23 protein-coding genes, 1 tRNA gene and 2 pseudogenes are annotated in these 25470 nt (G+C 64.4%); 10 read left to right on the top strand and 16 right to left on the bottom strand.

Annotated features, from left to right (window positions below):
- Window positions 1-128 precede the first annotated feature (128 nt).
- Window positions 129-1535: a glucuronate isomerase gene (gene uxaC, locus NVV79_RS03555; protein WP_303986324.1), complete on the bottom strand. Its 1407-nt coding sequence runs from the start codon at window positions 1533-1535 to the stop codon at window positions 129-131.
- A 215-nt stretch (window positions 1536-1750) separates the two neighbouring features.
- Here uxaC and NVV79_RS03550 point away from each other — a divergent pair, with 215 nt between their 5' ends.
- From NVV79_RS03550 to NVV79_RS03535, 4 genes are all read left to right on the top strand, one after another.
- Window positions 1751-1918, top strand: a complete 168-nt coding sequence (locus NVV79_RS03550) for a hypothetical protein (protein ID WP_303986323.1) — start codon at window positions 1751-1753, stop codon at window positions 1916-1918.
- 51 nt (window positions 1919-1969) lie between these two features.
- On the top strand, window positions 1970-2641 hold the full coding sequence (locus NVV79_RS03545) for a response regulator transcription factor (RefSeq protein ID WP_303986321.1): 672 nt from the start codon (window positions 1970-1972) through the stop codon (window positions 2639-2641).
- A 135-nt stretch (window positions 2642-2776) separates the two neighbouring features.
- Window positions 2777-5257 (top strand): extracellular solute-binding protein, encoded by a 2481-nt coding sequence (locus NVV79_RS03540; protein ID WP_303986319.1) that lies wholly within the window; start codon window positions 2777-2779, stop codon window positions 5255-5257.
- 333 nt (window positions 5258-5590) lie between these two features.
- Window positions 5591-5761, top strand: a complete 171-nt coding sequence (locus NVV79_RS03535; protein ID WP_303986317.1) for a hypothetical protein — start codon at window positions 5591-5593, stop codon at window positions 5759-5761.
- A 127-nt stretch (window positions 5762-5888) separates the two neighbouring features.
- On the opposite strand, the gene NVV79_RS03530 is transcribed toward NVV79_RS03535, so the two are convergent.
- The 10 genes and pseudogenes from NVV79_RS03530 to NVV79_RS03480 form a co-directional block, all read right to left on the bottom strand.
- Entirely contained in the window at window positions 5889-7436 is a 1548-nt protein-coding gene (locus tag NVV79_RS03530) for a tripartite tricarboxylate transporter permease (RefSeq protein ID WP_303986316.1), read from the bottom strand.
- 35 nt (window positions 7437-7471) lie between these two features.
- A pseudogene (locus tag NVV79_RS03525) lies at window positions 7472-7936 on the bottom strand (tripartite tricarboxylate transporter TctB family protein); the annotation flags it as partial.
- Window positions 7933-8877, bottom strand: coding sequence for a tripartite tricarboxylate transporter substrate binding protein (locus NVV79_RS03520; protein ID WP_303986314.1), 945 nt, complete (start codon window positions 8875-8877; stop codon window positions 7933-7935). The pseudogene NVV79_RS03525 and the gene NVV79_RS03520, both read right to left, overlap by 4 nt.
- A gap of 164 nt (window positions 8878-9041) precedes the next feature.
- Window positions 9042-10883 (bottom strand): bifunctional diguanylate cyclase/phosphodiesterase, encoded by a 1842-nt coding sequence (locus NVV79_RS03515; RefSeq protein WP_303986312.1) that lies wholly within the window; start codon window positions 10881-10883, stop codon window positions 9042-9044.
- A 38-nt stretch (window positions 10884-10921) separates the two neighbouring features.
- Window positions 10922-11443, bottom strand: coding sequence for a Maf family protein (locus NVV79_RS03510; RefSeq protein ID WP_303986310.1), 522 nt, complete (start codon window positions 11441-11443; stop codon window positions 10922-10924).
- Window positions 11444-11453: 10 nt separating this feature from the next.
- The gene (gene infA, locus NVV79_RS03505) at window positions 11454-11672 is read right to left on the bottom strand and encodes a translation initiation factor IF-1 (RefSeq protein ID WP_035082742.1); all 219 of its coding nucleotides are present in this window, start codon (window positions 11670-11672) and stop codon (window positions 11454-11456) included.
- 75 nt (window positions 11673-11747) lie between these two features.
- Window positions 11748-12707: a UPF0262 family protein gene (locus NVV79_RS22510; protein WP_369684696.1), complete on the bottom strand. Its 960-nt coding sequence runs from the start codon at window positions 12705-12707 to the stop codon at window positions 11748-11750.
- 8 nt (window positions 12708-12715) lie between these two features.
- The gene (gene hisD, locus NVV79_RS03490) at window positions 12716-14008 is read right to left on the bottom strand and encodes a histidinol dehydrogenase (RefSeq protein ID WP_303986287.1); all 1293 of its coding nucleotides are present in this window, start codon (window positions 14006-14008) and stop codon (window positions 12716-12718) included.
- 9 nt (window positions 14009-14017) lie between these two features.
- Window positions 14018-14452 (bottom strand): DUF2948 family protein, encoded by a 435-nt coding sequence (locus NVV79_RS03485; RefSeq protein ID WP_303986286.1) that lies wholly within the window; start codon window positions 14450-14452, stop codon window positions 14018-14020.
- Window positions 14453-14620: 168 nt separating this feature from the next.
- Entirely contained in the window at window positions 14621-16504 is a 1884-nt protein-coding gene (locus tag NVV79_RS03480; protein ID WP_303986284.1) for a hypothetical protein, read from the bottom strand.
- 291 nt (window positions 16505-16795) lie between these two features.
- On the opposite strand from NVV79_RS03480, the gene NVV79_RS03475 reads away from it, so the two are divergent.
- Genes NVV79_RS03475 through NVV79_RS03460 form a run of 4 tightly spaced genes read left to right on the top strand, consistent with a single transcriptional unit; the run spans window position 16796 to window position 20431 of the window.
- Entirely contained in the window at window positions 16796-17437 is a 642-nt protein-coding gene (locus NVV79_RS03475) for a TetR/AcrR family transcriptional regulator (protein ID WP_303986261.1), read from the top strand.
- Window positions 17434-18369: an HlyD family secretion protein gene (locus NVV79_RS03470; protein ID WP_303986260.1), complete on the top strand. Its 936-nt coding sequence runs from the start codon at window positions 17434-17436 to the stop codon at window positions 18367-18369. The genes NVV79_RS03475 and NVV79_RS03470 overlap by 4 nt, the downstream gene beginning before the upstream one ends.
- Window positions 18366-19304: an ABC transporter ATP-binding protein gene (locus NVV79_RS03465; RefSeq protein ID WP_303986258.1), complete on the top strand. Its 939-nt coding sequence runs from the start codon at window positions 18366-18368 to the stop codon at window positions 19302-19304. Before NVV79_RS03470 ends, NVV79_RS03465 begins: the two co-directional genes overlap by 4 nt.
- Window positions 19301-20431 carry an ABC transporter permease gene (locus NVV79_RS03460; protein WP_303986256.1) on the top strand — a complete coding sequence of 377 codons (1131 nt, stop codon included), beginning with the start codon at window positions 19301-19303 and terminating at the stop codon, window positions 20429-20431. The genes NVV79_RS03465 and NVV79_RS03460 overlap by 4 nt, the downstream gene beginning before the upstream one ends.
- 204 nt (window positions 20432-20635) lie before the next feature.
- Here the strand turns inward: NVV79_RS03460 and murA are convergent.
- Both murA and NVV79_RS03450 read right to left on the bottom strand, forming a co-directional pair.
- Window positions 20636-21927, bottom strand: a pseudogene (gene murA / locus NVV79_RS03455) (UDP-N-acetylglucosamine 1-carboxyvinyltransferase).
- Between the two features lie 148 nt (window positions 21928-22075).
- Window positions 22076-22249, bottom strand: coding sequence for a hypothetical protein (locus NVV79_RS03450; protein ID WP_303986254.1), 174 nt, complete (start codon window positions 22247-22249; stop codon window positions 22076-22078).
- Between the two features lie 177 nt (window positions 22250-22426).
- On the opposite strand from NVV79_RS03450, the gene NVV79_RS03445 reads away from it, so the two are divergent.
- Window positions 22427-22501, top strand: a tRNA-Thr gene (locus tag NVV79_RS03445).
- Window positions 22502-22618: 117 nt separating this feature from the next.
- On the opposite strand, the gene NVV79_RS03440 is transcribed toward NVV79_RS03445, so the two are convergent.
- Window positions 22619-23005 carry a PRC-barrel domain-containing protein gene (locus NVV79_RS03440; protein ID WP_303986252.1) on the bottom strand — a complete coding sequence of 129 codons (387 nt, stop codon included), beginning with the start codon at window positions 23003-23005 and terminating at the stop codon, window positions 22619-22621.
- 166 nt (window positions 23006-23171) lie between these two features.
- Here NVV79_RS03440 and NVV79_RS03435 point away from each other — a divergent pair, with 166 nt between their 5' ends.
- Complete coding sequence (locus tag NVV79_RS03435) at window positions 23172-23504, top strand: hypothetical protein (RefSeq protein WP_303986250.1); 333 nt, start codon at window positions 23172-23174, stop codon at window positions 23502-23504.
- A 188-nt stretch (window positions 23505-23692) separates the two neighbouring features.
- On the opposite strand, the gene NVV79_RS03430 is transcribed toward NVV79_RS03435, so the two are convergent.
- Complete coding sequence (locus NVV79_RS03430) at window positions 23693-24358, bottom strand: OmpA family protein (protein WP_303986248.1); 666 nt, start codon at window positions 24356-24358, stop codon at window positions 23693-23695.
- 110 nt (window positions 24359-24468) lie between these two features.
- Window positions 24469-25239, bottom strand: a complete 771-nt coding sequence (locus tag NVV79_RS03425) for an SDR family NAD(P)-dependent oxidoreductase (RefSeq protein ID WP_303986246.1) — start codon at window positions 25237-25239, stop codon at window positions 24469-24471.
- Window positions 25240-25470 lie beyond the last annotated feature (231 nt).

Here is a 25470-nt window from a genome sequence, read left to right as displayed (position 1 = left end):
AAGGGCGGATGAGGGGTCCTGCGCCATCCACGGGAGACGAAGCATGGGATGGCGCAGGACCCCTCACCCTGACCTTCCGCTGAACGCGTCAGGTCGTCCCTCTCCCTCAAGGGGAGAGGGGAAGAACCTCACTTTATCCGATACGCATCCTTGGCGGCCTGATAGCTCAGGTGTTTCGCCACGTCGCGCGCCGTCGAGTTGGTGATGCGGTTTTCGCCGACCCAGCGGGCGAGGAAGCCGCAGACTTCGCGGCGCCAGACGTCGTGGCGGGCGGGAATGGAAAGCAGCGCGCGGGTGTCGTCGTTGAAGCCAGCGAGGTTGTAGAAGCCTGATGTTTCCACGACCTGGTCGAGATAGCGGCGAATGCCCTGCGGGCTGTCGTGGAACCACCAGGGCGGGCCGATCATCAGGCTCGGCCAGTAGCCGGCCATGGGGGCCAGTTCGCGGGCATAGGTGGTTTCATCGAGCACGAAGGTGATGAGGCGCAGGTTGGGCTCATTGCCGCAGCGGCTCAGCAAGGCCTTGAGCCCGTTCACGTAATCGGTGGTGCCGGGAATGTCGGCGCCGAGATCGGTGCCGCGTTCGGCCATCAGCAGCGGATCGGTGTTGCGGCGCGAGCCGGCATGCATCTGCATGACCATCCCGTCCTCGACCGACAGCAAAGCCATTTCCGTCATCATCTGGGCGCGGAACAGTTCGGCATCATCGGCGTCGTGGCGGCCTGACAGCACCTTGTCGAGCAGAGCCTGTTTTTCGGGGCCCGACAGATCGGCGGTGTTGGCGGTGGGCACGCCGTGGTCGGTGGCGACGGCGCCGAAGCGGCGGAAGAATTCGCGCCTGTTGCGATGGGCATTGATGAGGCCCGACCAGGTCGTGATGTTCTCGCCGGTGATCTCGCCGAATTTCTGCAGGTTTTCGACGATGGCGGCGCGGCTGGGATCGGTCACGTCATCGGGGCGATAGGTGGTGCGGACACGGCCGATGGTGCCGGCCTGCTCCATCTTCTGGTGGTGGACCAGTGGATCGAGCGCGAATTCGGTGGTCGCGATGACCTCCACGCGGGCCCGGTCGAGCAGGGCATGGGGCAGCAGCTCCGGCGTGGCGAGAGCCGCGTCGATGGTGTCGTAGATGGCGTCGGCCGTTGCGGGGGACAGTTCCTCCTCGATGCCGAAGGCCCAGTTGAGCGAGTGATCGACCCAGGTTTTCGACGGCGTGCCGGCGAAAAGGTAGTAATTGGCGGCGAAGAGACGCCAGGCATCGCGACCCTTGGCGACAGGCTTGCCATCCTTGCGGGGCACGCCGAGGTCGTCATAGCTGAGACCCCGGCTGCGCAGCATGCGCAGCACGTAGTGGTCGGGCGTGAGGAACAGGGCCGCCGGATCGGAAAAACGCCCGTTATCGGCGAACCAGGACGGATCGGTATGCCCATGCGGGCAGATCAGCGGCAGGTCGCGGACTTCGGGATAGAGCTCGCGCGCAAGGGACTTGGCGGGCTCGGAAGCGGGGAACAGGCGGTCGGAATGCAAATGGGTCATGGCGCGGTTTTGCCACGATCCGGGAGACAGATCAATCATCTTCCATACAAGAAGCGAGCCGGTGGCATTTTATGTAAATTAACCGCATCGCGAGGATCACGTTCGCCGCGGCGAAGCGCGGGGCTACCCTCTTTGCGCGGGTGAGAAACAGCGCGAACGCGGCTGCCCAAGGCGCATATCCGGTCGGGTCGACCGGCGGCTGAGGGGTGAAACAAATGGTTCATATCGACAGCGACGAGGCGGAAAGCATGCTGGCGGCCGCGCGGCAGCAGGCGCGTGCGACGGGCTATATGCAGCGCGCGCAGGTGATGCTGATGGCGGCGGGGATCGCGGCCTTCGGCATCGTGGCGGTGGCCGCGACGATGATGACCACTCTGCTTTAGACAGGGCCGCTCTTAGCCATTACTGTGCGCCCGGGGGGAAGACCGGCGCCGATGCGAATCCTGCTTGTTGAAGACAATGAAGACCTGGGCGAGGCAATCGAGAAACGCCTGCGCAGCGCCGGCCATTCCGTGGAATGGGTCAAGGACGGCAATGACGTGGTATCCGCCGCCGAGGGCGACGAATTCGACGCGGTGGCGCTCGACCTGATGCTGCCCAATCGCGACGGCATAGGGCTGATCGCCGAACTGCGGCGGCACAAGTTCAATGCGCCGATCCTGGTGATTACGGCGCGGTCGGAAATCGACGACAAGGTCAGCCTGCTCGATCTCGGGGCGGATGATTATCTGGTCAAGCCGTTCGACCTGCGCGAGCTGGAGGCGCGGTTGCGGGCGCTGATCCGCCGGACGGGCGGGCAGACGACGAGCACGCTGGGCGTGGGCAATCTCGAAATGGACCTGGCGGGGCTCAATGCCAGCGTCGAGGGGCGGTCGCTGGAGCTGGGGCGGCGGGAATTCCGGCTGCTGGAAATCCTCGTTACCAATGCCGGCAAGGTGGTGCCCAAGGAGCGGCTGATGAACCAGCTCTTCAATTTCGACGAGGCGGTGTCGGTCAATGCGCTGGAGCTGCATATCTCGCGGCTGCGCAAGAAGCTGGAAGCGGCCAATATCGAGATCGGCACGGTGCGCGGCGTCGGCTATGTGGTGCGGGCGCCGCATGGGTAGACACCAGTCTGTGATGTCCACCATGTCATTCCCGCGCAGGCGGGAATCCACTCTTGGTACTGCAGGTGAAAGAAGAATGGATTCCCGCCTGCGCGGGAATGACGTTGTGGCTAAAACCAGGCCGGCCTCTCCCGCATGACCAACATTGCCCAGCCCGCCAAATCCTTCTCCATCCGCCGCCGCATCGTGGCGCTGGCGCTGGCGCTGTTGCTGGGCGCCGCGGTGGTGCTGATCGTGTTCATCCGCGACTATGCCGAGCGCGCGGCGGATCGGGCGTTCGACCGGCTGCTCGCAGCGTCGGCGCTGACCATCGCCGGCGCCGTGCAGGTGGAGGACGATACCGTCATCGTCGAACTACCCTTTGCCTCGTTCGGCATGTTTTCGGGGCGGGACCGGGTGTTCTATGCCGTGGAAGACCCCACCGGCCGGGCGGTAACGGGTTATGCGGACCTTTCCGCCGAACTGCCGGAAATGACCTCGGCCGGACCGGTCTTCGCCGATACGACCTATCGCGGCGAGCTGGTGCGGGTGGCGAGCGTGGGGCGGCTGACCTCGTCGGGGGGCGACGCCGACTGGGTGACCATCCATGTGGCCGAGACGCAGAGCGAGCGCGAGGCGCTGGCCTGGGAAATTCTCTCCAATGCCATCGTGCCTGTCGTGGCGCTGACGCTGCTGGCCATCGCGCTGGTGTGGTTCGGCATCGGGCGCATGTTCGCGCCGCTCTACCAGCTCGAGCAGGAATTGCGCGGGCGGGCGCCGGATGACCTCTCGCCCGTGGATGTGCCGGTGCCGGTGGAGGTGAGCCATCTGGTGAGCGGCCTCAACGCCTTCATGGCGCGGCTGGGCAGCGCCATGGAGCGGGTGACGGGACTGGTGGCCGAGGCGGCGCATGAGGTGCGCACTCCGCTGGCTTCGCTGCGGGCACAGGCCGAGGTGGCAATGGATGAGCAGGACCCCGAAGCGCTGCGGGCGCGGGTGGGGCGCATCCATCAGGGGGCGGTGCAGGCGAGCCAGCTCGTATCGCAATTGCTGATGGAAGCGACGATTTCGCACCGGCTGGAAAACCAGGAGACGGATACGACGGCGTTCGGCACCGTGGTGGAGGATGTGCGGCAGCGGCTGGACCCGGACCAGGCGGGGCGGCTGGAGGTGACCCTGCCCGAGGCGGTGGCGGCGGCGCCAATCCGTGGCGACCGGGTGGCCTTGCGCGAAATGGTGCGCAATGTGGTGGACAATGCGCTGGTCTATTCGGACGGCAAGGTGGAGATCGGCGGCAGCATGGGCGAGGGCATGATGACCATGGCAGTGCGCGACCGCGGGCCGGGCATTGAAGAGGCGGAAAAGCCGCTGGTGCTGGAACGCTTCAAGCGCGGCGCGGCGAGCGGCGCACGGGCCGGCTCGGGGCTGGGGCTCTCCATCGTCCGCCGCGTGGTGGAGGCGCATCGCGGGGCGCTGCGGCTGGAGGATCGGGCGGGCGGCGGCCTGGTGGTGGAGATCGACCTACCGCTGGTGGGGCGGAACCCCAAGGTGGAGCAGATGCGGCGGGCGCTGGGAAGTCTTTCGGCGCTGGTGCTGTGCCTGCTGCTGATCGACCCGCGCGGGGCGGAGGCGGCATCCACCCGCTATCCCGCGCCCGATGGCAGCAGCGACACGGTGCTGACCATTGTCGGCGTGACGGATACGCCGCTCTTTGCCCATTTCATCGCCGGTTTCCAGGCCATCCGGCCGGATGTGACCGTCGCCTATGAAGAAACCGATTCACTGCCGCTCTATGAGCGGTACCTGGCCGGCGACATGGCGCCCAAGCCCGACCTGCTGATCAGCTCTGCGTCGGACCTGATGATCAAGCTGGCCAATGACGGGCATGCTATGGCCTATGACAGCCCGTTTCTCGGCGACCTGCCGGAATGGGCGCATTGGCGCAACGAGGTATTCGGTTTCACTTTCGAGCCGGCCGTCATCATCTACAATCCCGACCGGATCAGCGCCGCCGAAGTGCCGCGCACACATCTGACGCTGGCGGAAATGCTGGAGACGCAGACCGAGCGGTTTCGCGGGGCGATTGCCACCTATGACATCGCGCTTTCCGGCGTGGGCTATCTGCTGGCCGCGCAGGACCAGGTGATCTCATCCAATTTCTGGCGGCTGGCGGCGGCATTCGGGCGGGTGGGCGCGGTGTTTTCGGGGTCGAGCCCGGCCATTCTCAACGGCGTGGCCGACGGGTCGCTGGCACTGGGCTATAATGTGCTGGGCTCCTACGCCTTTGCGCGCAAGGCTGGCGGCGCCAATATCGAAATCGTGGTGCCTGACGATTATGTGCTTGTGCTGACGCGCGCCATGCTGATCCCGCGCGACGCGCCCTACCCCGACCTCGGCCGCGCCTTCGTGGACTTCGCATTGTCGCCGGCCGGACAGGCCGTGGCGGCGGGACAGACGGCTTTGGGCTCGGTGGTGGCGGGCGCCAACGGCGAATGGACCAGCGAGGCCATTGCGGCGCGCGGCCGCGGGGTGATCCAGCCCATTCCGCTGGGGCCGGCGCTGATGGTGTCGCTGGACCAGCAGCGGCGGAAGCGGTTTCTCGATAGCTGGGGCGAGATCGTTTCGCCGAAGCCGTGAGGGGCGGCAGGAGGAGTCTTTGGCGGATACCCCCTCCTAGCCTCCCCCTGACAGGGGGAGGAACAGATCGAGCTTGTGGCACTATGTTTGCCGGTCGCGGGGGTGGAGGGGGTATCCAAGCCATGACAGCCATGCACCAATTGCATGAATGAGACCTTCGTCTCAGCGATTCAGCCATATTCTGCGCCATTTCATACTTACCTGCCTCTTAATTGCATGAAACGCATGGCTGACTTGACCTTTGTGGCCTAGCGGAAACGGCAAGGAGAGCCCATTTGTCAATTCATGAAAGCGACCCGGCAATTCGGCCCGGTCTTGAGAGGAACTGGCAAAATGAGCAACCCACGCAAGAGTTTTTTTGCGACCCTTGGTAACGTCGTTGACGTGTTCGGCAGCGCCGCTGCCGTCTCGAATGCGGTCGAGGCCGGGCGGATGCCCAAGGCCAAGCATCTCAAGACCCTGGGGATCGATCCCGACGCTTTCCGTTCGATCGGCAAGCTCTAAGAAGTCTCCCTGGCGAATCGCTCCTCCCTCCGCGCTGCGCCGAGTGGTCGATCGAATGTGAGAAAGCCCGGATGCCCTTGAATGGGTATCCGGGCTTTTGCCTGTCTGCGTCCACAGATATCGGCGGCTAGTCCTCGTCGCTGGCCAGTTGGCTCAGCACGTCTCCCCTGCCCCGGAGCCGGAACCAGAGCGGAACCAGCACGGCGGCGGCCGCCAGCACATAGAGCGTGATGGCGATGGGCGAGTGGAAGAGCACGATGGGATCGCCCTGGCTGATGGCCAGCGCCCGGCGCAATTGCTGCTCGGCCATGGGGCCGAGAATGAGCCCGACGACAACAGGCGCGATGGGATAGTCGAAACGGCGCAGCAGGTAGCCCAATATGCCGAAGGCCAGCAGCAGCATCAGCTCGAACGAGAAGCTGATCGGCCCCAGATGGCCCGACATGGCGCCATTGGCCCCGAGCGTTCCCAGGGTGGCGAAGACCAGAATGCCGCCATAGAGCCATGGCTTGGGAATGGTCAGCAGCTTCACCCACAGCCCGATCAGCGGCAGGTTGAGCACGATCAGCATCAGGTTGGCGACGAGCAGGCTGGCGATGAGCGCCCAGACCAGCGACGCATTGTTGACGAAGAGCAGCGGGCCGGGCTGGAGGCCGAACTGCTGGAAACCGGCCAGCATGATGGCCGCCGTGGCCGTGGTGGGCAGGCCCAGCGTCAGCAGCGGCACCAAAGTACCGGCGGCCGAGGCGTTATTGGCCGCTTCCGGGCCGGCGACGCCTTCGATGGCGCCATGGCCGAACTCTTCGGGATTCTTGGCGAAGGTCTTTTCGGTGCTGTAGCTGAGGAAGCTGGCGACGTCGGCGCCGCCGGCCGGCATGGCGCCGATGGGAAAGCCCACCGCGGTACCGCGCAGCCAGGGCAGCCAACTGCGCTTCCAATCTTCTTTGGTCATCCAGACCGAGCCTTTGACGGCGATGACTTCGTCGTCCTTCGCCGTGCGGTCGGCGGCCATCTTGAGGGTTTCCCCGATGGCGAAGAGCGCCACGGCCAGCGTCGTCACCTCGATGCCGTCGAGCAGGTCGGGAATGCCGAAGGAAAGGCGGGCCTGGCCGGTCTGCAGGTCGATGCCGATAATGCCCAGGCCGAGGCCGATGAACAAAGCGGTGAGGCCGCGCAGGGCAGAGTCGCCGAACGCTGCCGAAACGGTGATGAAGGCCAGTACCATGAGCGCGAAATATTCGGCCGGGCCGAAGGCCAGCGCAAATTTGACCACCCAGGGGGCGACGAAGGCCAAGGCCAAGGTGGCGATGAGGCCGGCGACGAAGGAGCCGATGGCGGCAGTGGCGAGGGCGGGACCGCCCCTGCCCTTGCGGGCCATCTTGTTGCCCTCGAGCGCAGTGACGATGGAGGCCGATTCACCGGGCGTATTGAGCAGGATCGAGGTGGTCGAGCCGCCATACATGCCGCCGTAATAGATGCCGGCGAACATGATGAGCGAGCCGGCCGGATCGAGCTTGTAGGTGACCGGCAGCAGCAGGGCCACGGTCAGCGCCGGGCCGATGCCGGGCAGCACGCCGACGGCGGTGCCCAGGGTCACGCCGATCAGCGCATAAATGAGGTTCTGCCACTGGAGCGCGGCGACGAGGCCCTGGGCGAGAAGTCCGAAAGTATCCATCTGCGACTTCCGATCAGGGAATAAGGCGTTCGAGGGGGACCTGACGGCAGCGAGAGCTGCAGGCCCTTGGCGAAGGCGAACCAGACGATGAAGGCGAAAAGCGCGCCCATGGGAATGGTCTTCCACAGGGGACCGCGGCCAAAACCCTTGGCGGTGAAGGCGAAAAGCACACCCGTGGCGATGGAGAAGCCCGCACTCGACAGCAGCAGCATCTGGCCAACGAGGCCACCGACGATCCACATTATGGGGATGTAATTGTCGTTGGCGCGTGCCGGAAAGCTGCCGCGCAATGCCGAAACCACGGTACCGGCGGACAGCAGCAACAGGCCGCCCGCGATGACATAGGGGAAAGTCGTGGGGCCAACCCGCGCGTATAGAGCCGCAACGGGCATGTTCATGGTTTGCCAGATGATCACGACCGCGATGGCGGCCAGGATCCCGGCTATGACAAGCGCCGCCCCGTCGGGGCGGCGCGTCATTTTCGGATTGGCTCCGCTCATTGCACCAGGCCAATGGCCTTAAGAATGGTGGCCGTTGCTTCGGTGTCAGCGGCAAGCTGGGCGTCGAAGGCGTCGCCGGCGAGGTAGGTATTGACCCAGCCGCGCTCGGTCAGGGCAGCCTGCCAGCTATCCGAATTCACCATCGCCTCGATATCGGCGGCGATGGCGGCCTTCTGCTCATCGGTAATTCCCGGCGCGGCGGTGACCATGCGCCAGTTTTCCAGCGCCACATCGACACCGGCTTCCTTGAGGGTGGGGGCATCGACGCCGTCGAGGCGGTTTTCGCCGGAAATGGCGAGCAGGCGCAGTTCGCCCGCGGCGATCTGGCTGGCGAATTCGCTGTAGCCGGAGAGGCCGACGGTCACCTGGCCACCGAGAATGGCGGCAAGGGCTTCACCACCGCCCGAATAGGCGATGTAGTTGACCAGGGTCGGGTCGACACCCGAAGCCTGGGCGATAAGGCCCGCCGTGATGTGGTCCGCGCCGCCGGCCGAACCGCCGGCCCAGGCCACCGCGCCCGGATCAGCCTTGAGCTGGGCGACGAGATCGTCCATCGACTGGATGGATGAACTGGTCGGAACCACGATGGCCACCGATTCACCGGTAAGACGGGCGATCGGGGTCGTGTCGGCCAGGGTGACCGGCGAAGCCGCCGTCAGCAGGGCACCGACCATCACATAGCCGCTGACCATGAGCTGGCTCGGATCGCCATTGCCCTGGTTGATGAACTGGGCGAGGCCGATGGCGCCGCCGGCGCCGGGCACGTTGGTCACCTGGACATTGCCCGAGATGCCTTCTTCCTGCAGCACCATCTGCATGGTGCGGGCGGTGCTGTCCCAACCGCCGCCAGGGGCAGCGGGGGCCATGATGGTGTAATCGGCGGCGAAAGCGGGAACGGCCATTGCGCCAGAGATCAGCGCGGCCAAGAGCAGCTTGTTCATAAGTCCTCCCATGTCATATCCAGAACGTCATTGCGTTCGTGACGGGGAGAATAGGCGGCGTCCCTGTCACCGTCCTGTCACGCGGCGCAGGCGCCATGCGACTTTGGTCCAGTCGGATACTTCACCACCAGCTTGCGCCAGAGGGCGAACAAATGCAACGGCGCTCAGGCGGAGCGGCGGGTGCCGGCAGCGTCGAGTTTCTGGGCGAAGAGCGACAGCAGGCGGGTGGTATCGTCCCGCGAGGTGGGACGGGCATAGAGATAGCCCTGCCCCATGACGCAGCCGAGCTCGCTGAGGATGCGCGCCTGTTCCGGCGTTTCGATGCCCTCGGCCACCAGCTTCATGTCGAGCTTGCGGGCGATGTCGATGATGGAGCCGACCACGACATCGCTGGCGCGGTCGCTGCCGAGGCGGGCCACGAAGGAGCGGTCGATCTTGATGATATCGACGGGAAAGCTCAGCAGGTGGGTGAGCGAGGCGAAGCCGGTGCCGAAATCGTCGAGCGCGACCAAGAGGCCCCGCTGGCGCAGGGCGCTGACGGCATGCGGCACCATCTGGTCATTGCCGCCGACATAGACAGCTTCATTGACCTCGAGCACGATATGCTTGAGGTCGACGCCCGCCCGTTCGAAGGTCTCGACGATGCGGGTTTCGAGGTCGCCGCGCTGGAAATCGCCAGTCGTGACGTTGACGCCGACATGCTGAAAGACCAGGCCGAGATCGAGCCAGTGGCGGATATCCGCGGCGATCTGGGTCAGCATCTGGCCGGTCAACTGCCAGGCGATGCGCGGATCGGCCATGGCGGCATGGAATTCGCCGGCTGCGGCGATGCGCCCGTCGGGCATGCGCATGCGCGCCAGGGCTTCCAGCCCGACAATCTCGGCCGTATCGAGCCGGACGATGGGCTGGTAGTGGACGATCATGCGCCTTTCGGCCAAAGCGGAATCGACTGATCGCACCATGGTGGCGCGCTCCAGCATGGAGGTGCGCAGGCCGGGCGTGAAGCGGACATAGCCGCCGCGCCTTGTTTCCTTGGCATGGTAGAGCGCGAAATCGGCATTCTGGCTGAGCGCGGGGCCATCGGCGCCATCGGGGCCGAACAGGGCGCCGCCAATGGTGATATGCGGATCGATGGTCTGGTCGCCGACCTGGACCAGGCCACGCACCGCCGCGAGCATGCGGCTGGCGGCATCCTGCAGGGCGGCATCGTCATGGCAATCGGCCACCAGCACGGCGAATTCGTCGCCGCCGAGGCGGCAGGCGGTGAGCGAGGGGTGGCAATCGGCGATGCGCGCCGCCACGGCGCTGATCAGCCTGTCACCGAAGACATGGCCCACCGTGTCATTGACCAGCTTGAGATGGTCGATATCGACCAGCAGCAGGCCGAAGGGCTCGGCCATGCCGATGGAGCGATCGAGCAATTCGTTGAAATGGCCGCGATTGGGCAGGCCGGTCAGCGCATCGAAATAGGCCAGGCGATGATTGCGCTGGCGCACCTGTTCATGCGCGATGGCGATGGCGCAGAGATGCACGCAGGTCTGCACGATGCTGCGCTCCAGCGCATCGGGGCCGCGACAGGTGCGGTAGTAGAAGGCGAACGTGGCGACCACCCGCCCGTCATGGTCGCTTATGGGGCTGGACCAGCAGGCGCGCAGGCCAAGCGGTTCGACCAGGCCGCGATAATCATTCCAGAGCGGGTCGCTTCCGATATCGGTGACGATGACCGGCTCGTTGTGAAAAGCCGCCGCCCCGCAGGAGCCGCTTTGCGGGCCGATCGACAGGCCATCGATGGCGCTGGAATAGGCCAGCGGCAGGCTGGGCGCCGCCAATGGGCGCAACCGGCCTTCGCCGTCGATCGACAGGATGGTGCAGACGACGCCGGGCGCCAGCGCCTCGGCGCGACGGCATAGCAGATCGGCCACCGCCACCAATGGCTCCCCGCAGGCGACCGCCTCCAGCACTTCCGTCTGGAGACGCAACAGCAGTCCGGTGTCGCCAGGAACCATCGCGAAGCCTCAAACCCAGAAGCGGAGCCTATCGCGGGTTAATGAAAGCGGCGTTTTGAAGATGGATTGGATTGTGGGGGGCGAGGAAAGACGGCGTTGCGCCATTCGGCGCTGGCCAGATAGGCTTCCATCTCGCGGGTGGAGAGGCGCTTGAAGCGCAGGCGGGTTTCGACCAGGCGCTGGCGCTTGCTGCCCGAGGGGGTCAGCACTGTCAGTGCGGTATAGACGCGGTGGGCGCGGCCCGAGAGCAGGCGGAGGCACTCGGTGGCCTCTTCCATGGTCTCGGCCTTGGGCAGGATGCGGCGGCCGACGGCAACCACCGTATCGGCGGCAAGCACCAGCGCGCCCTGGCCGAAGCCGGCGGAACGGGCCTTGTGCTGGGCGGTCAATGCCTTGAGGTCGGCGAGGCGGATGGCAAGCTTGCGCGGCAATTCGCCCTTTTCGGGCGTTTCGTCGACATGGGCCGGCACCAGGTGCTCGGGCTCGATGCCGATCTGGTTGAGCAGAGCCAGCCGGCGCGGCGAGGCGGAGGCCAGGATCAGGTCCGGACGACTGGCCATCTCTCAGCCTTTACTTGAAACGATAGGTGATACGGCCCTTGGTGAGGTCGTAGGGCGTCATTTCGCACAGGACCTTGTCGCCGGCCAGGACGCGAATGCGGTTCTTGCGCATGCGGCCAGCGGTGTGGGCAATGATTTCGTGTTCGTTTTCCAATTTGACGCGGAACGTCGCATTGGGAAGCAATTCAGTCACCACGCCCGGAAATTCGAGCACTTCTTCCTTCGCCATACTATCTCCTGATAAGACCCATAGGGGCATCGCTCGCCGGCCACGGGTCGGAAAGTGGCCTTTACCTACTTCAATTCAACGGATTTGTGAACCACTGGAAACGAGCGGCTCCAGACGGCTGCGAACGCGCTTGCTGAGGCTGTCGCGTAGTTCACGATAGGCTGACAGCACCAGCTCGCGACTGCCCTCCACCAGGGATGGATCGGCCGTCTTCCAATGCTCGACCGCGCCGGCCTCGAGGCCCTTGCGGCTCACGGCATCGGGCGCATCCTCTGACAGGGTGATGACCAGATCGAAGTGGTTGGCAACGAGTTCATCGAGGATATGGGGCGTGTGCACGCTCATATCAATGCCGATCTCTTCCATCACCTCATGCACGAACTGGTCGGCCTTGCCGCCATTGACGCCCACCGAGCGGGCGATGATGCGGCCGGGAAAGGCCTGGCGCGCCAGGGCGGCAGCCATGGGCGAACGCACCGAATTCATCGAGCAGACGAAAAGCACAGACGGCAATTCGCTCGTCGCCTCGTCGATTCTGGAGGCATAGGGCTGCACCGCGCAGATGAGGGTGAACAGCCGCCTTGCCGTATTGAGATCGATGATGAGCTTGTTGGTCAGCCGCGTGCGCAGCAGTTCGGCCGCCTCGTTATGCATGCCGCGGCGGGCCATGTCGACGGTTTCGATCTGGAAGGGCTGGGCCGAGCGGATGGCCTCGTAATAGGCGTCGCGGATGCGGAAATAGTCGCGGATCAGCCGGCGGAACGGGGTCAGCGACAGGTAATGCGCGGCGATGGGCTGGAAGGTCTCGGGATGGCGCACATCGAGCACGATGGAATTGCCGATGATCGACATATGCAGCGCGAAGGGGCCGGTGGCGGTGACGCGCGCCGGGCGGAAGGAATTGTCCTCCAGCAGGTCATAGATGGCAATGCGCCATTCATGCACCTCGTCGGGATTGATCGAGGTGATGGTATTGGGGTCCAGCGTGACAGTGACCAGGCGATCGGTATTGGACGGTTTCGCCTGGCTTTCCATCGAAATGCTCAATGGTTGAGCCTTATCGATACCGACCGCCCATGGCCATCGAGGCCTTCGACTTCGGCCAGGGTGACCGCCGCCTCGCTCAGCGCGGCCAGCGTCGTCGGATCGCAGCCCAGGATGGAGGTGCGCTTCATGAAATCGAGCACGCCGAGGCCAGAGGCAAAGCGCGCCGTGCCGGCGGTAGGCAGGACGTGGTTGGAGCCGCCGACATAGTCGCCAATGGCCTCGGGCGTATGGTGGCCGAGGAAGATCGCGCCGGCATGGCGGATGGCCGGCAGCAGCGCCTGCGGGTCGTTGAGCGCCAGTTCCACATGTTCGGAGGCGATGCGATTGGCCAGCAAGGCCGCTTCGTTGAGCGAGTTTACGGTGATGATGGCGCTGCAATCATCCCAGCCTTCGCGCGCATTGGCCGGATTGGGCAGCACATTGATCTGGCGCTCGACTTCGGCGGCGACGGCGTCGGCCAGCCCCTTTTCGGTGGTGACCAGAATGGAGCGGGCGCCTGCCCCATGCTCGGCCTGGGCGATCAGGTCGGCGGCAACCCAGGCGGGATTGGCCGAGCCATCGGCGATAACAAGCACTTCGGAGGGGCCGGCGATCATGTCGATACCGACCTTGCCGAAGACCTGGCGCTTGGCTGATGCCACGAAGGCATTGCCCGGGCCAACCACCTTGTCGACCGGCGCAATGGTGGCAGTGCCATAGGCCAGGGCCGCGACGGCCTGCGCGCCGCCGACGCGATAGATTTCGGTGACGCCTGATATCTTTGCGGCCAGCAGCAGCGGCGCAGCGATCTGCCCATCGGGCGTCGGCACCACCATGGCGATGCGCTCGACCCCGGCCACGCGGGCCGGCACGGCATTCATCAGCACCGAGGAGGGATAGGTGGCGAGACCGCCGGGCACGTAGATGCCCACGGCATCGACCGGCGTCCAGCGCGTGCCCAGGGTGACCCCCAGCGGATCGGTATAGATGTGGTCTTCCGGCTTCTGCTTTTCGTGATGCGCCTTGATGCGGTCATGCGCCGTCTGCAGCGCGGCCCGCACTTCCGACGTGACGCGGGCGGCGGCCTTGTCGATCTCGGCTTCGCTGATGCGCAGGTCGGCCGCCGTGAAATGGTTGCGGTCGAACTTGTTGGTCAGTTCCACCACGGCGTCGTCGCCCCGCGCCCGCACGTCGGCGATGATGCCGGCGACGATGTCGTTCACGTCCTGGCTGGACTCGCGCTTGCCGTCCAGCAGGTCCTGGAAAAGCCGCTCGAAATCGGCGTCGGCGCTGTCGAGGCGAATGGGCATCAATAATCCTTAGTCGAGGGCATGGGCGGGTTTGGCCGAGGCGGCCCAGGCAGCGCCGAGATCGGAGAGGCGGGCTTCGAGGCATTCGACACCCAGGCGCACCGTGCCACCGCCGGCAAAGCTGAGCTCGATAATGCCGGCCGGGCCGTCAATGGGCTTGAAGGTGATGGCCAGCAATTCCAGCACGCCTTCGGGCGCAGCAGGATCGAAGCCATTGGTGACGACGGATTGCACGGCATCGAAATGCAGGGCCGCGCGCTTGCGCAAACCCTTGTCGCGGCGTCCCTTGCCCGATTCCCAATCGAAGCGGTTCATCAGCAAGGCAAAGCGGCGGTCGCCGCGCGCATAGCCCATGTCGGCGACGCGCACCACGGCATCCTGCACATGGGTGGAAATGACTTCGAGGTCTTCGGTATCAAGCGCGAGGAGCTTGAGGTCGGTCATGGCTGGTCGGCCCCCTTTACGTGACAGAAACGCTATCTGGTCACGCCAAGACCGATCTACAAGTTTGGCGGCATGGGGGCAATGCGGATAGGCCAGAAAAGACGTGGCACGTCGCAGGATCGGGCTGTGGCGGCACGAAAATCGTACCGCCACCATTTGCAGTAAGGCTTATGGCAACCGGGCCGTTGCCTGCTCGATCAGCCCGGCGACCGTGCCGGCCTTTTCCGGCATCAGCTTCTCGTTCGCGAGAGTGGCGAGTTGCGCCAGTCCGTCCCGTGCAGCGTCATAGTCCCGGCCTTTCACCGCCTCGAAAATGGCGGTCGCCAGATCACCCAGTTCCGCACGCCCTGCCTCGGCCGCGTCAGCAGAGACAAAGTCGCTGTCTTCGGCACCGGTCGTCACGTGTATCTGCAGGGCGCCCCAATCCGGGTTCATGGCCAGAACGTCGCCGGTCATCAGCTCGCCGACCAGCAGAATGCCGGTTTCGACCTGGTCGCGGAAAACCGGTTCGCTGAAGCGATCGAGGTCCATCAATGCCTGATAGCCCGAGGTCGGCCAATCGCCGGTTATGTGCCAGGAGGGAAGCCCACCCATCTTGTCCAGATAAACGGCGAAGTGGCTACCCTTCCAGTCGTTCTGGACGCCACCATTGACGCCCGGCCGCCCCAGGACGCCGTTGCGCTCGCCAACGGTCACCTGGGCTCGCTCCAAACCGCTGGCATCCACGGCCGATATGGCCTCGTCGACCAGCAGGTCGTTGCCGAAGGTGTTGATGTAGGTGGTCATGGCCTGGCCGGTCGGCACGTAGTCGTCGCCCTCATCACGCATCTGGGTGCCGCCGATATGCTCCATCAGGACCCCGCCGACCATGGTTTCGGCGAGTTCTTCGAGGTGATCTTCGACATAATCATAGGGCGCGCTGTCTTCCGCACCCGGCGTGAAATGGCGGGTGTCGAAATAGAAGAAGATGCTCATCGGACGGTCGTCCTGCGGTATCTTCGAATAATATTCGAGCACGCCCAGTATCCCCAGGGCTCCGGAATCCTGGATAAGACCGGGGCCATCGGTGTGGGTGCCCATGAAGACCGCCTTGTCGTCGGAGGTGCCATAGTCGCGGCCGGGCAAAACGGCCGCAAGTTGATAGGCGGTGGCATCTTCCTCGACATAGCCGTCAAGCACGAGGGTTGCCGTTTTGCCGGCGCGGGCATCTTCGACAACTGCCGCTCCGGCCTTGGCATCGAGCAGCAGACCGGGCACCTCATAGCGATCAGGCGTACCATGCTGGCGGCCGGCCACTGCCGCGCCTGGAGGCACATCCAGAACGACGACGTGAGCGAGTGCCTCCGAAGGCACCAGAACATCGGTGATCACCCTGCCCATCGCGCCGAACTGGTCGCGATTGCGGTAGCCGCCCTCGTAGGTCGGGTCGACCGGAACATAGGCCTCAAGAAAGGTATCGTTGTTGGTCCGATACTCGTAGTCCGAATAGCTTCCCGTCACGCCATCGCCGACATAGGGCGCCTGCTTGAACACCACGATTTTTCCGGCCAGGTCAGCGATGGCCGGCCACTGATCTTCCGGAAGGCCGAGATCATAGAGGATCATCTCGGCGGTGACGCCATCCGGCCCGGTGGAACCGGATTGCGTCGCATAGGAGGCGACATTGACGTCGCGGCCATCCGATACCAGCGACCATCCGGACGTGTCGGGATATTCGGTGGTATACCAGCGCTCGAACGGAAAGCGGTTCTTGACGATATCAACCGCCCCATAGACGCGGAGATGATCCTCGATCATCTCCATGAAGGAAGTCCATGCGACCGAACCCGTATAGGTAGGCCCCCAACTGGCTTTCTGTTCAAACCAGTTCGTTGCCGTCTCCTCGGAAACCATGAGACCGTCATCGATCGTCTTGAGCGCCGCAGCGTAGTCCTGGGCAAAGGCACTCGAAGCCGGCATTGCCAGCATCGGCAACGCCCCGGCCAGCGCAAGCACGCTCACCGTATGCCGGGCCAGCCGCTTCGTGTTGCGGCGACAAATAGCTAAAAACATATCCTCTCCTCCAAAAATTAAACGCCAGGCTGCGTTCTCCTCGAAGCGCTGGCAGGTTGAACATGGCAAAGGTCATGCCAAGCCAGCCATCAGCCCGTGCGGTGACCTCGACTCCCCAGCGCTGCTGGCTCATTTGCGCAGTGAAGGCCGCTTGGTGACGCCCTGCCCGGTGCGCCTCACGGCAATATCTTGCCTATGGAATTCCGTCCGTCCGGCAAAATCTTGCTCAACACCAGTATGTTAGCACTCACCTATTGCTAACTGACCAGTCAGTTAGTTATAATGCCCGTCATGAAAAGCGAGAAAAAATTCAGCCGACGGGCCGAAGAGCGGCCGGATGAGGTGCTGGATGCGGCGATGGCCGTGTTCACCGAGCAGGGCTTTGTGGGCGCCAGGGTCGAGGAAATCGCCCGGCGGGCCGGCGTGTCCAAGGGCACGGTCTACCTCTACTTTCCGTCCAAGGTGGCGCTGATCGAGGGCATCATCCAGCGCGCCGTCGCACCGGTGGCCAAGGGCGCCCTGCCCCAGCTTGCCGCTTTCGAGGGCGATCCGCGCCTGCCCATCACCATGCTGCTCAAGGCCATTGCCGGATTGCTCAGCGATCCGGCCAAGCTGGCCATTCCCCGGCTGTTTCTGCGCGAGGGCATGAATATTCCGGCCATTGCCGACATCTACCGGCGCGACGTGCTCGACTTGGCCATTCCGGTGCTGACGCAGCTTGTGGCGCGCGGCGTGGCCTCGGGGCATCTGCGCCAGATCGATCCTGAATTGACGGTCCGCTCCATCGTCGGGCCGCTCATCGCCCATGTGGCGCTGAGCGAGGTATTCGGCATCCGCCCCGAGGACGGGCTGGCGCTGGACCGGCTGATCGACAACCACCTCGACATCCTGTTCCACGGAATTTCGGCGCATAATCGGGAGAACGGCCAATGAACGAGTTCCTGGCCGGCGTCATGGCCGCGATCCTGTCGATCTTCTCGCCGCAGGCCGGGCCGGCCGGCTATAGCGGCTATCTCGAGGCCGACTATGTCTATGTGGCGCCGATCAGCGCCGGCCGGATCGACACTATGGCGGCCATGCAGGGTCAGAGCGTCGCGGCAGGCGATGTGCTGTTCACGCTGGACACCACCCAGCAGCAGAACCTGCTCGATGCCGCCGTGGCGCGGGTTTCGGCGGCGCAGGCCACTTTGGCAAACCTCGAAACCGGCGGCCGCAGCGAGGAACTCGATGTCATCCGCGCCTCGCTGGCCAAGGCCGAGGCTGACCTGGCGCAGGCGCAATCCAACCTGGCGCGCAGCGAGAAGCTGCTGGAGGCCGGTACCGTGCCCAGCGTGCGCGTGGAACAGGATCGCACGGCTCTGGCCTCGGTGCAGGCGCAAGCCGACCAGTTGCGGGCGCAACTGGCCGTCGCCGAATTGCCGGCACGCAATGCCCAGCAGGTAGCCGCCGAGGCCAACCTGCAGGCGGCGCAGGCCGATGCCGCGCGGGCGCGGCAGGATCTGGCGGACCGTATGGTGACCGCGCCCGTGGCCGGGACGGTCGACAAGGTGTTCTTCCGCATCGGCGAAGTAGCGGGCGTGGGCAATCCGGTGGTGGCGCTATTACCCGAAGGACCGCTGGAGGCGTGGTTCTTCGTGCCCGAACCCGAGCGTGCGGCACTGACGGTGGGCGGGGTGGTGACGGTGACCTGCGACGGCTGCGTGGGCATGGATGCAGAAGTGATCCACATTGCCAGCGAACCGCAGACCACCCCGCCGGTAATCTATTCGCGCGAGGAACGCAGCCGGCTGGTCTATCTGGCCAAGGCGAGGCTCGATGCCAGCGGCACGCTGCAACCCGGCCAGCCGGTGACGGTGCTGCCGTGAGCGGGGACAAGGTCATCGACGTACGCGGACTGACCAAGAAGTTCGGCGACAAGACGGTGGTCGACCATTTCGACATCGCGGTGCCGCGCGGGGCGATCTACGGCTTTCTCGGCCCCAATGGTTCGGGCAAGACCACGACGATCCGCATGATCTGCGGGCTGCTGACGCCGGACGAAGGCGAAGGCACGTGCCTCGGCTTCGACGTGCGGCGCGAGGCGGGCAAGATCAAGGAGCGGGTCGGCTACATGACCCAGAAATTCTCCTATTATGAAGACCTCTCCATTCGCGAAAATCTCGATTTCGTCGCGCGCATGTATCGGCTCGACCGGCGGCGGCAGCGGGTGGATGCGGCGCTGGCCGATCTGGGCCTGGCCGACCGGCAGAAGCAGCTTGCCGGCTCGCTGTCGGGCGGCTGGAAGCAGCGGCTGGCGCTGGCGGCCTGCCTGCTGCACGAGCCCGACCTGCTGCTGCTCGACGAACCCACGGCCGGCGTCGATCCCAAGGCGCGCCGCGACTTCTGGGACGAAATCCGCCGGCTGTCGGCCAGAGGCGTCACGGTGCTGGTTTCGACGCACTATATGGACGAGGCGGTCCAGTGCGATTTCATCACCTATATCGCCTATGGCCGGAAGCTGATCGATGGGCCTTCCGCCGAGATTCCGGCCATGGTCGGGCTGGTGACCTACCGCGTTTCGGGGCCGGACATTTCGGCGCTCGAAGCCGCGTTGCGCCAGGAAGACGGGGTCGAGCAGGTGGCCCGGTTTGGCGCGGTGCTGCATGTGTCGGGCACCGATAGAGCGAAACTGGACAGCGTCGTCGCGCGCTATCGCAAACGCGGCACCCACGAATGGGTCGAAAAGACCTCGGAACTTGAAGAGGCCTTCATCTACCTGATGACGGGAGCGCGCGACAATTTCGCCCGTGACGCGGCATGAGCTTTTCCCTTGCGCGCTTCTTTGCAGTTCTCGCCAAGGAATTCATCCAGATGCGCCGCGACCGCGTCACCTTCGGCATGATGATCGGCCTGCCGATCGTCCAACTGCTGCTGTTCGGCTTCATCATCAATTCCGACGCGCGGCATATGCCGACGCTGATCGAGCTTGGTGACAACGGCCCGCTGGTCCGCGCCATCATTTCGGGCATGCAGATTTCCGAATATTTCGACATCCAGGGCGACGTGACCGGCGTTGATAGTGGCGAACAGGCCTTGCGCGACAGCTCGGCGGCCTTCGTGGTGGTATTCCCCCGGGATTTCGAACGGGACATCATGCGCGGACTGAACCCCACGCTGCTGGTTACCGCCGACGCCTCCGACCCGTCAGCGGTAGGTGGCGCCGTCGGTGCCCTGAGCGGCATTGTCACCCGGGCCATGGCGGAGACATTTTCCGGTCCATTGGCACAGCTTGCGCCCTCGCCGCCCCCGTTCGACGTGGCGGTGCACAAGCTCTACAATCCCGAAGGCCGGACCTCGACCAATATCGTGCCGGGCCTCTTGGCCATCATCCTGTCGATGACGCTGGTCATGATGACGGCCGTGGCCATCGTCAAGGAAACCGAGCGCGGCACGATGGAAATGCTGATCGCCACCCCGGTGCGGCCGTTCGAAGTGATGCTCGGCAAGATATTGCCCTATGTCTTTGTCGGCTATGTGCAGACCGTGGTCTTCCTGCTGGCCGGCCTGACCCTGTTCGGCGTGCCGTTCGAGGGATCGTGGTGGGCCTTCTTCGTCGGCTTCAACCTGTTCATCGTGGTGAACCTGGCGCTGGGCTTTCTCATCTCGGCTGCCGCCCGTTCGCAGATGCAGGCCATGCAGCTCTCGCTCTTCACTATCCTGCCCTCGGTGCTGCTGTCCGGCTTCCTGTTCCCGTTTGCCGCCATGCCGGGCTGGGCCCAGATCCTCGGCAGCGTCGTGCCGGCGACGCATTTCCTGCGGGTGGTCCGCACCGTCATGCTCAAGGGCGGCGGCATGGGCGATATTGCCGGCGAACTCTGGGCGCTCCTGGTGATCCTCGTGGTCATTTCCGCCATCGCCATGCTGCGCTACCGGCAGACGCTGGACTAGGGGAGAGATCGGAGTACCTCCCCCTGACAGGGGGAGGAACAGATTGGGGATTTTGGCAAGATCGCCCCACACCCACCACGCGGCTCCTCCCCCTGTCAGGGGGAGGTTGGGAGGGATATGCCCTACCCCGCCATTCGCCCGTAGGCCTCATGGCCTGCCTCGCTAAAATCGCTCCACCGGAGCGATTTTGCCTGCGGCCGCTCGTCAGCCAGCCACCCGCTCGATTTCCGCGCCACAGCGGCTGAGCTTGTCTTCCAGCCGCTCGAAGCCGCGATCGAGGTGATAGATGCGGTTGACCACGGTCTCGCCCTTGGCCGCCAGGCCCGCAATGACCAGCGACACCGAGGCGCGCAGGTCGGTTGCCATCACCTGGGCGCCCTTGAGCTGGGACTTGCCATGCACGGTGGCCAATTGCCCATCGACCGAAATATCGGCGCCGAAGCGCACCAGTTCGGCCACATGCATGTAGCGGTTCTCGAAGATGGTCTCGCGGATCTGGCTGGTGCCATTGGCCATGGTCATCAGCGCCATGAACTGGGCCTGCAGGTCGGTCGGGAAGCCGGGGAACGGGTCGGTCTCGACATCGACGGACTGGATGCCGTTGCTGTTGCGATGGACACGCAGGCCCTCGGGCTCGACGGTTAGCTCGACGCCGGTGCGGGCCAGGATATCGAGCGCGGCCTGCAAATGCTCGGGGCGAGCGCCCTTGAGCAGCACATTGCCGCCGGTCATGGCCGCGGCCATGGCGAAAGTGCCGGTCTCGATGCGGTCGGGGATCACGTCCACGGTGGCGCCATGCAGCTTTTCCACGCCCTCGACGGTCAGCGTGCGGGTGCCGATGCCTGATATTTTCGCACCCATGGCGACGAGGCATTCGGCGACATTGGTGATTTCGGGTTCCTGGGCGGCATTCTCGATGATCGTCGTGCCGCGAGCCAGCGTCGCCGCCATCAGGATCGTGTGGGTGGCGCCCACCGAAACCTTGGGGAAGGTGATATGCGCGCCGACCAGCCCGCCCTTGGGCGCCTTGGCGACGACATAGCCTTCGTCGATATCGATCTCGGCGCCCAGTTCCTTGAGGCCGAACAGGAACAGGTCGACCGGCCGCGTGCCGATGGCACAGCCCCCGGCAGGGAAACGCGCGCCTCGTGGCAACGGGCCAGCAGCGGCCCGATGACCCAGAAGCTGGCGCGCATCTTGGAGACGAGGTCATAGGGCGCGGTGGTGTCGACGATGTCGGCGGCAAGGAAGGTCATGCGCTGGCCCTCCCCTTCCGCCTCGCCGCGGCGACGGCCATGTACGGCGATATCGACGCCGTGGTTTTCGAGGATGCGCTCGAGCTGCTTGACGTCGGCCAGGCGCGGCACATTCTGCAGCACCAGGGGCTCGTCGGTGAGCAGGGAAGCGATCATCAGCGGCAGGGCGGCGTTCTTGGCACCCGAAATCGGGATTTCGCCGTTGAGTTCATTGCCACCGATCAAACGGATACGGTCCATAGTCATGTCCTATATGGCGGGCGCAAAAGCCCATCTACCTGGATTGGAGGTAGGCCAAGTCCTAGTTGCCACGTAAGCCAGACTCGCCGTTCTCGTGAAGGCATGCCTGATGCATGCCTGAAGTCTTGGATAGTCGCCCGAAACTGGTTTACGGTTTATTGACCGTATCGGTTCCGGGTTCCGGTTGGGGCTCCGGCGCCTGGCGCTCCGAATCGGCGCGCGCCTTGGCCTGCCCCTTGCGGCGCTTGAGGTTCTCACGCAGCTTTGCGGCCAATCTTTGCTCACGCAAGACGGCCTGTTCGGATTTGCTCATGGTCGGCATGGGGAATCGTGGTGGCCCTCGGCCGGTTAATAGGCGTTTTTTAGCCTTGCGTCGAGGTTGGGCCTATGGCAAAGGAGCCCCCGTCGCGCCGGGCATCTTGGCCGCGTGACCAGAAATATAGCGGTCGCGCTGTCGAACCAAAAAAGTGGTGACACTTTTTGTGACACGCGCCGAGATGCTGCCGTAGCTCAGTGGTAGAGCACCCCCTTGGTAAGGGGGAGGCCGACAGTTCAATCCTGTCCGGCAGCACCATTCATCCCCGAAGTCGAACACGCGAGATCAGCTGGCTCGTCTGACAAAAAACCGGCACCCCGTTATGGAGCGCCGGCAGGCAGTATCATCTGGTGCTGAAATGCCGTTCTGGTACGGCTAGATCCAGTACGGGGTCACGCCATAATAGTCGTAGACGCGGCGCCCGTTCTCGGCCGTCCAGAAGTCTTCGTCATTGTCGTATTTCGGCGCGCCTTCGAGCTGGTCCTTGGTCACATCGACCCGGTAGCCGCCCAGGCTTTCGTCATAGTTGAGCTTGGACCAGGGCAGCGGATAGTGATCGTGCCCCATGCCGAGGAAACCACCGAAGCTCAGCACGGCATAGGAAACCTTGCCGCTGCGCTTTTCGACCAGAATGCGTTCGATCGAACCGATATGCTCGCCATTCGGATCGTAGACTTTGGTGCCTTCGACCTTGTCGGAAGCGATGAGGTCGTGCGTTTCCTTGACGTTGGCGTCGCGGTTGCGAATGTCTTCGTAAGCCATGTCGAACTCCTCTTGGTTGCGTGTGGGGGTCAACGTCACCAAGGCGGCAGGGGTTCCGGCCTGGAAAAATGTGATCGGCGCCTGCAAAGGCGGCCCGGGGAACTCCCGGGCACGGTACGCATTAAGTCATCCAGGGGTCTTCGGCCCACGAACAAGGGAGGTTTTTATGGCTACCGCACCCAAGCAGCCCACGCCCACCGTCGCCGAGGTGGATGTGCTGGTCGACGAAAACGGTTCGCGCATAGATGTGCCCGATGGTTCGCCCATCAAGGTGGCTGGGGAACACGAAGCCACGGTCGGCGCCACCGGCCCCACCAATTGGTGGCTCTACGGCATTATCGGGCTGGCAATCGTCATCGCCGTGCTGTTCCTGATGCAGATGTTCCAGGGCGCACCCGCGACCGACGTCCAGCCCGGCACCCCGACCTCGGAAAGCGTCGTGGCGCCGCCAGCAGATCCGGCCGTGCCGGTTCAGGAGCCGGCAGTTCCGGCGAACTGATTTTTAGCGAATACCCCTCCTAGCCTCCCCCTGAAAAGGGGGAGGAACAGATCGGGGCTTTGACAGTATCGTGCCCCAACCACCGGCCGGATTCCTCCCCCTATCAGGGGGAGGCTAGGAGGGGGTATCCCACAAACAAAAAAAGCGCGGCCCGCAGGCCGCGCCTTCCGCATTCATGCTTCCACAAATCAGCCGTTGATCGGCGCGATCTGGATTTCCACGCGGCGGTTCTGCGCGCGGCCGGCTTCGGTGGCGTTCGAAGCGATCGGGGAAGTCTCGCCCTTGCCTTCGATATAGAAGCGGCGCTGATCGATGCCCTGGTTGGCCAGGATCGTCGCAACCGAAACGGCGCGGCGCTGGCTGAGGCTCAGATTGTAGGCGTCGTCGCCCTGGCTATCGGTGTGGCCGTAGACGTCGACGATCGACTTGTCGAACTTCTTCAGCACCAGCGCGACCGAAACCAGCGTCGAATTGAAGGCCGGATTCACCGTCGACTGGTCGGTGGCGAAAGTGATGTTAGACGGCATGTTGAGGATGATGTTCTGGCCGACACGGGTCACCGAAACGCCGGTGCCCTGCAGTTGCGCGCGCAGCTCGGCTTCCTGCTGGTCCATGTAATTGCCGATGGCCGCGCCGGTCAGGCCGCCAACACCGGCGCCGATCAGCGCACCCACGCGCGGGTCCCCGCCCACGGCAGCACCCACCAGCGCGCCGGCAACGGCGCCCCCGCCCGTACCGATCAGCGCGCCGCCGGCGGTGTTGGAAAGCTGGGACTGGCCCGTATAGGGATTGGTGGTGGTGCAGGCGGTGAGCGCCAGCGTCGCGGCGAACGCGACCAGAATCTTCGACTTCATAGATTATCCCCCTGAAGGATCATGACAGTGGCCTGTTGGTGACCACTGAATACGGCAGGATGGTGGTGAAGCAAAGAGCCTGAACCCGGAATGAACGGGATCAGTGCCGATCACCCATTGGCCCAGCCGCCATCGACGAGGAATTGTTGTGCCGAAATCATGGCGCTGTCCTCGGCGGCAAGGAACAGGGCCATGCGCGACACGTCATCGGGATAGACCATCCCGGCCAGCGCCTGTTCGGCCTCGATGCCCTTGAGCGAGGCGTCGTCGAGCCACAGGTCGAGCTGACGCTGGGTGATGACGGCGCCCGGCACCAGCGAATTGACGCGGATGCCCGACTTGCCCAGTTCGCGCGCCATGGACCGCGTCAGCCCATGCATGGCGGCCTTGGCGGTTTCGTAGAGCGGGATCTGCGGGGTCATCACCATCCAACTGATCGAGCCCAGATTGATGATCGAGCCGCGCCCGGCCTTGATCATGCCCGGCGCTACCGCCTGCATGGCGAAGAAGGCATGCTTGAGATTGACCGCCATGCGGTCGTCCCAATAGTCCGGGGTGACCTCGCGCCAGTCGTGGCGCTGGTCATGGGCCGCGTTGTTGACCAGCACCAGCGCATCGCCATGAGCAGCGGCAAAGCCGGCAATGGTCGTGCGATAGGCCTCCACATCGGTGACGTCGCAATGGACGAAGCGCACCGCCTGTCCGGCTGCCGTCAATTCGGCAACCAGCTTTTCGCCGGCCGCGTCAGCGATATCGACAAAACCCACTTTGCTGCCCTGCCCGGCAAAATGGCGCACCATGCTCTCCCCGATACCCGAAGCGCCGCCGGAAATAACCACCGGCACACCGGCAAGGCTGGGATAGGTGGCGTACTGGCTCATGGGAAAATCCGGGAGGGCAGGAAGTGATCCATCCCAGATACCGGCCCCATACCGGCCGCGCAAGTGCATTGAGGTACGTACATCAAATTGCTACAGCGTCATTGCGACGGAGGGCGCTGCTTTCGGTGCACATGGCCCCACCCCACCCCTCAATCCCTCCCCATCAAGGGGAGGGAGGCGCCAGCGCTGATGCCCGTGTTCATCGTCTCCCTCCCCCTTGTGGGGAGGGAT

The organism is Devosia ginsengisoli (assembly GCF_024707105.1).
In the GTDB taxonomy this organism is placed as follows: Bacteria; Pseudomonadota; Alphaproteobacteria; order Rhizobiales; family Devosiaceae; genus Devosia; species Devosia ginsengisoli_A.
The sequence above is the reverse complement of the archived record's forward strand: the minus strand, read 5'-3'. Positions and strand labels throughout refer to the sequence as shown.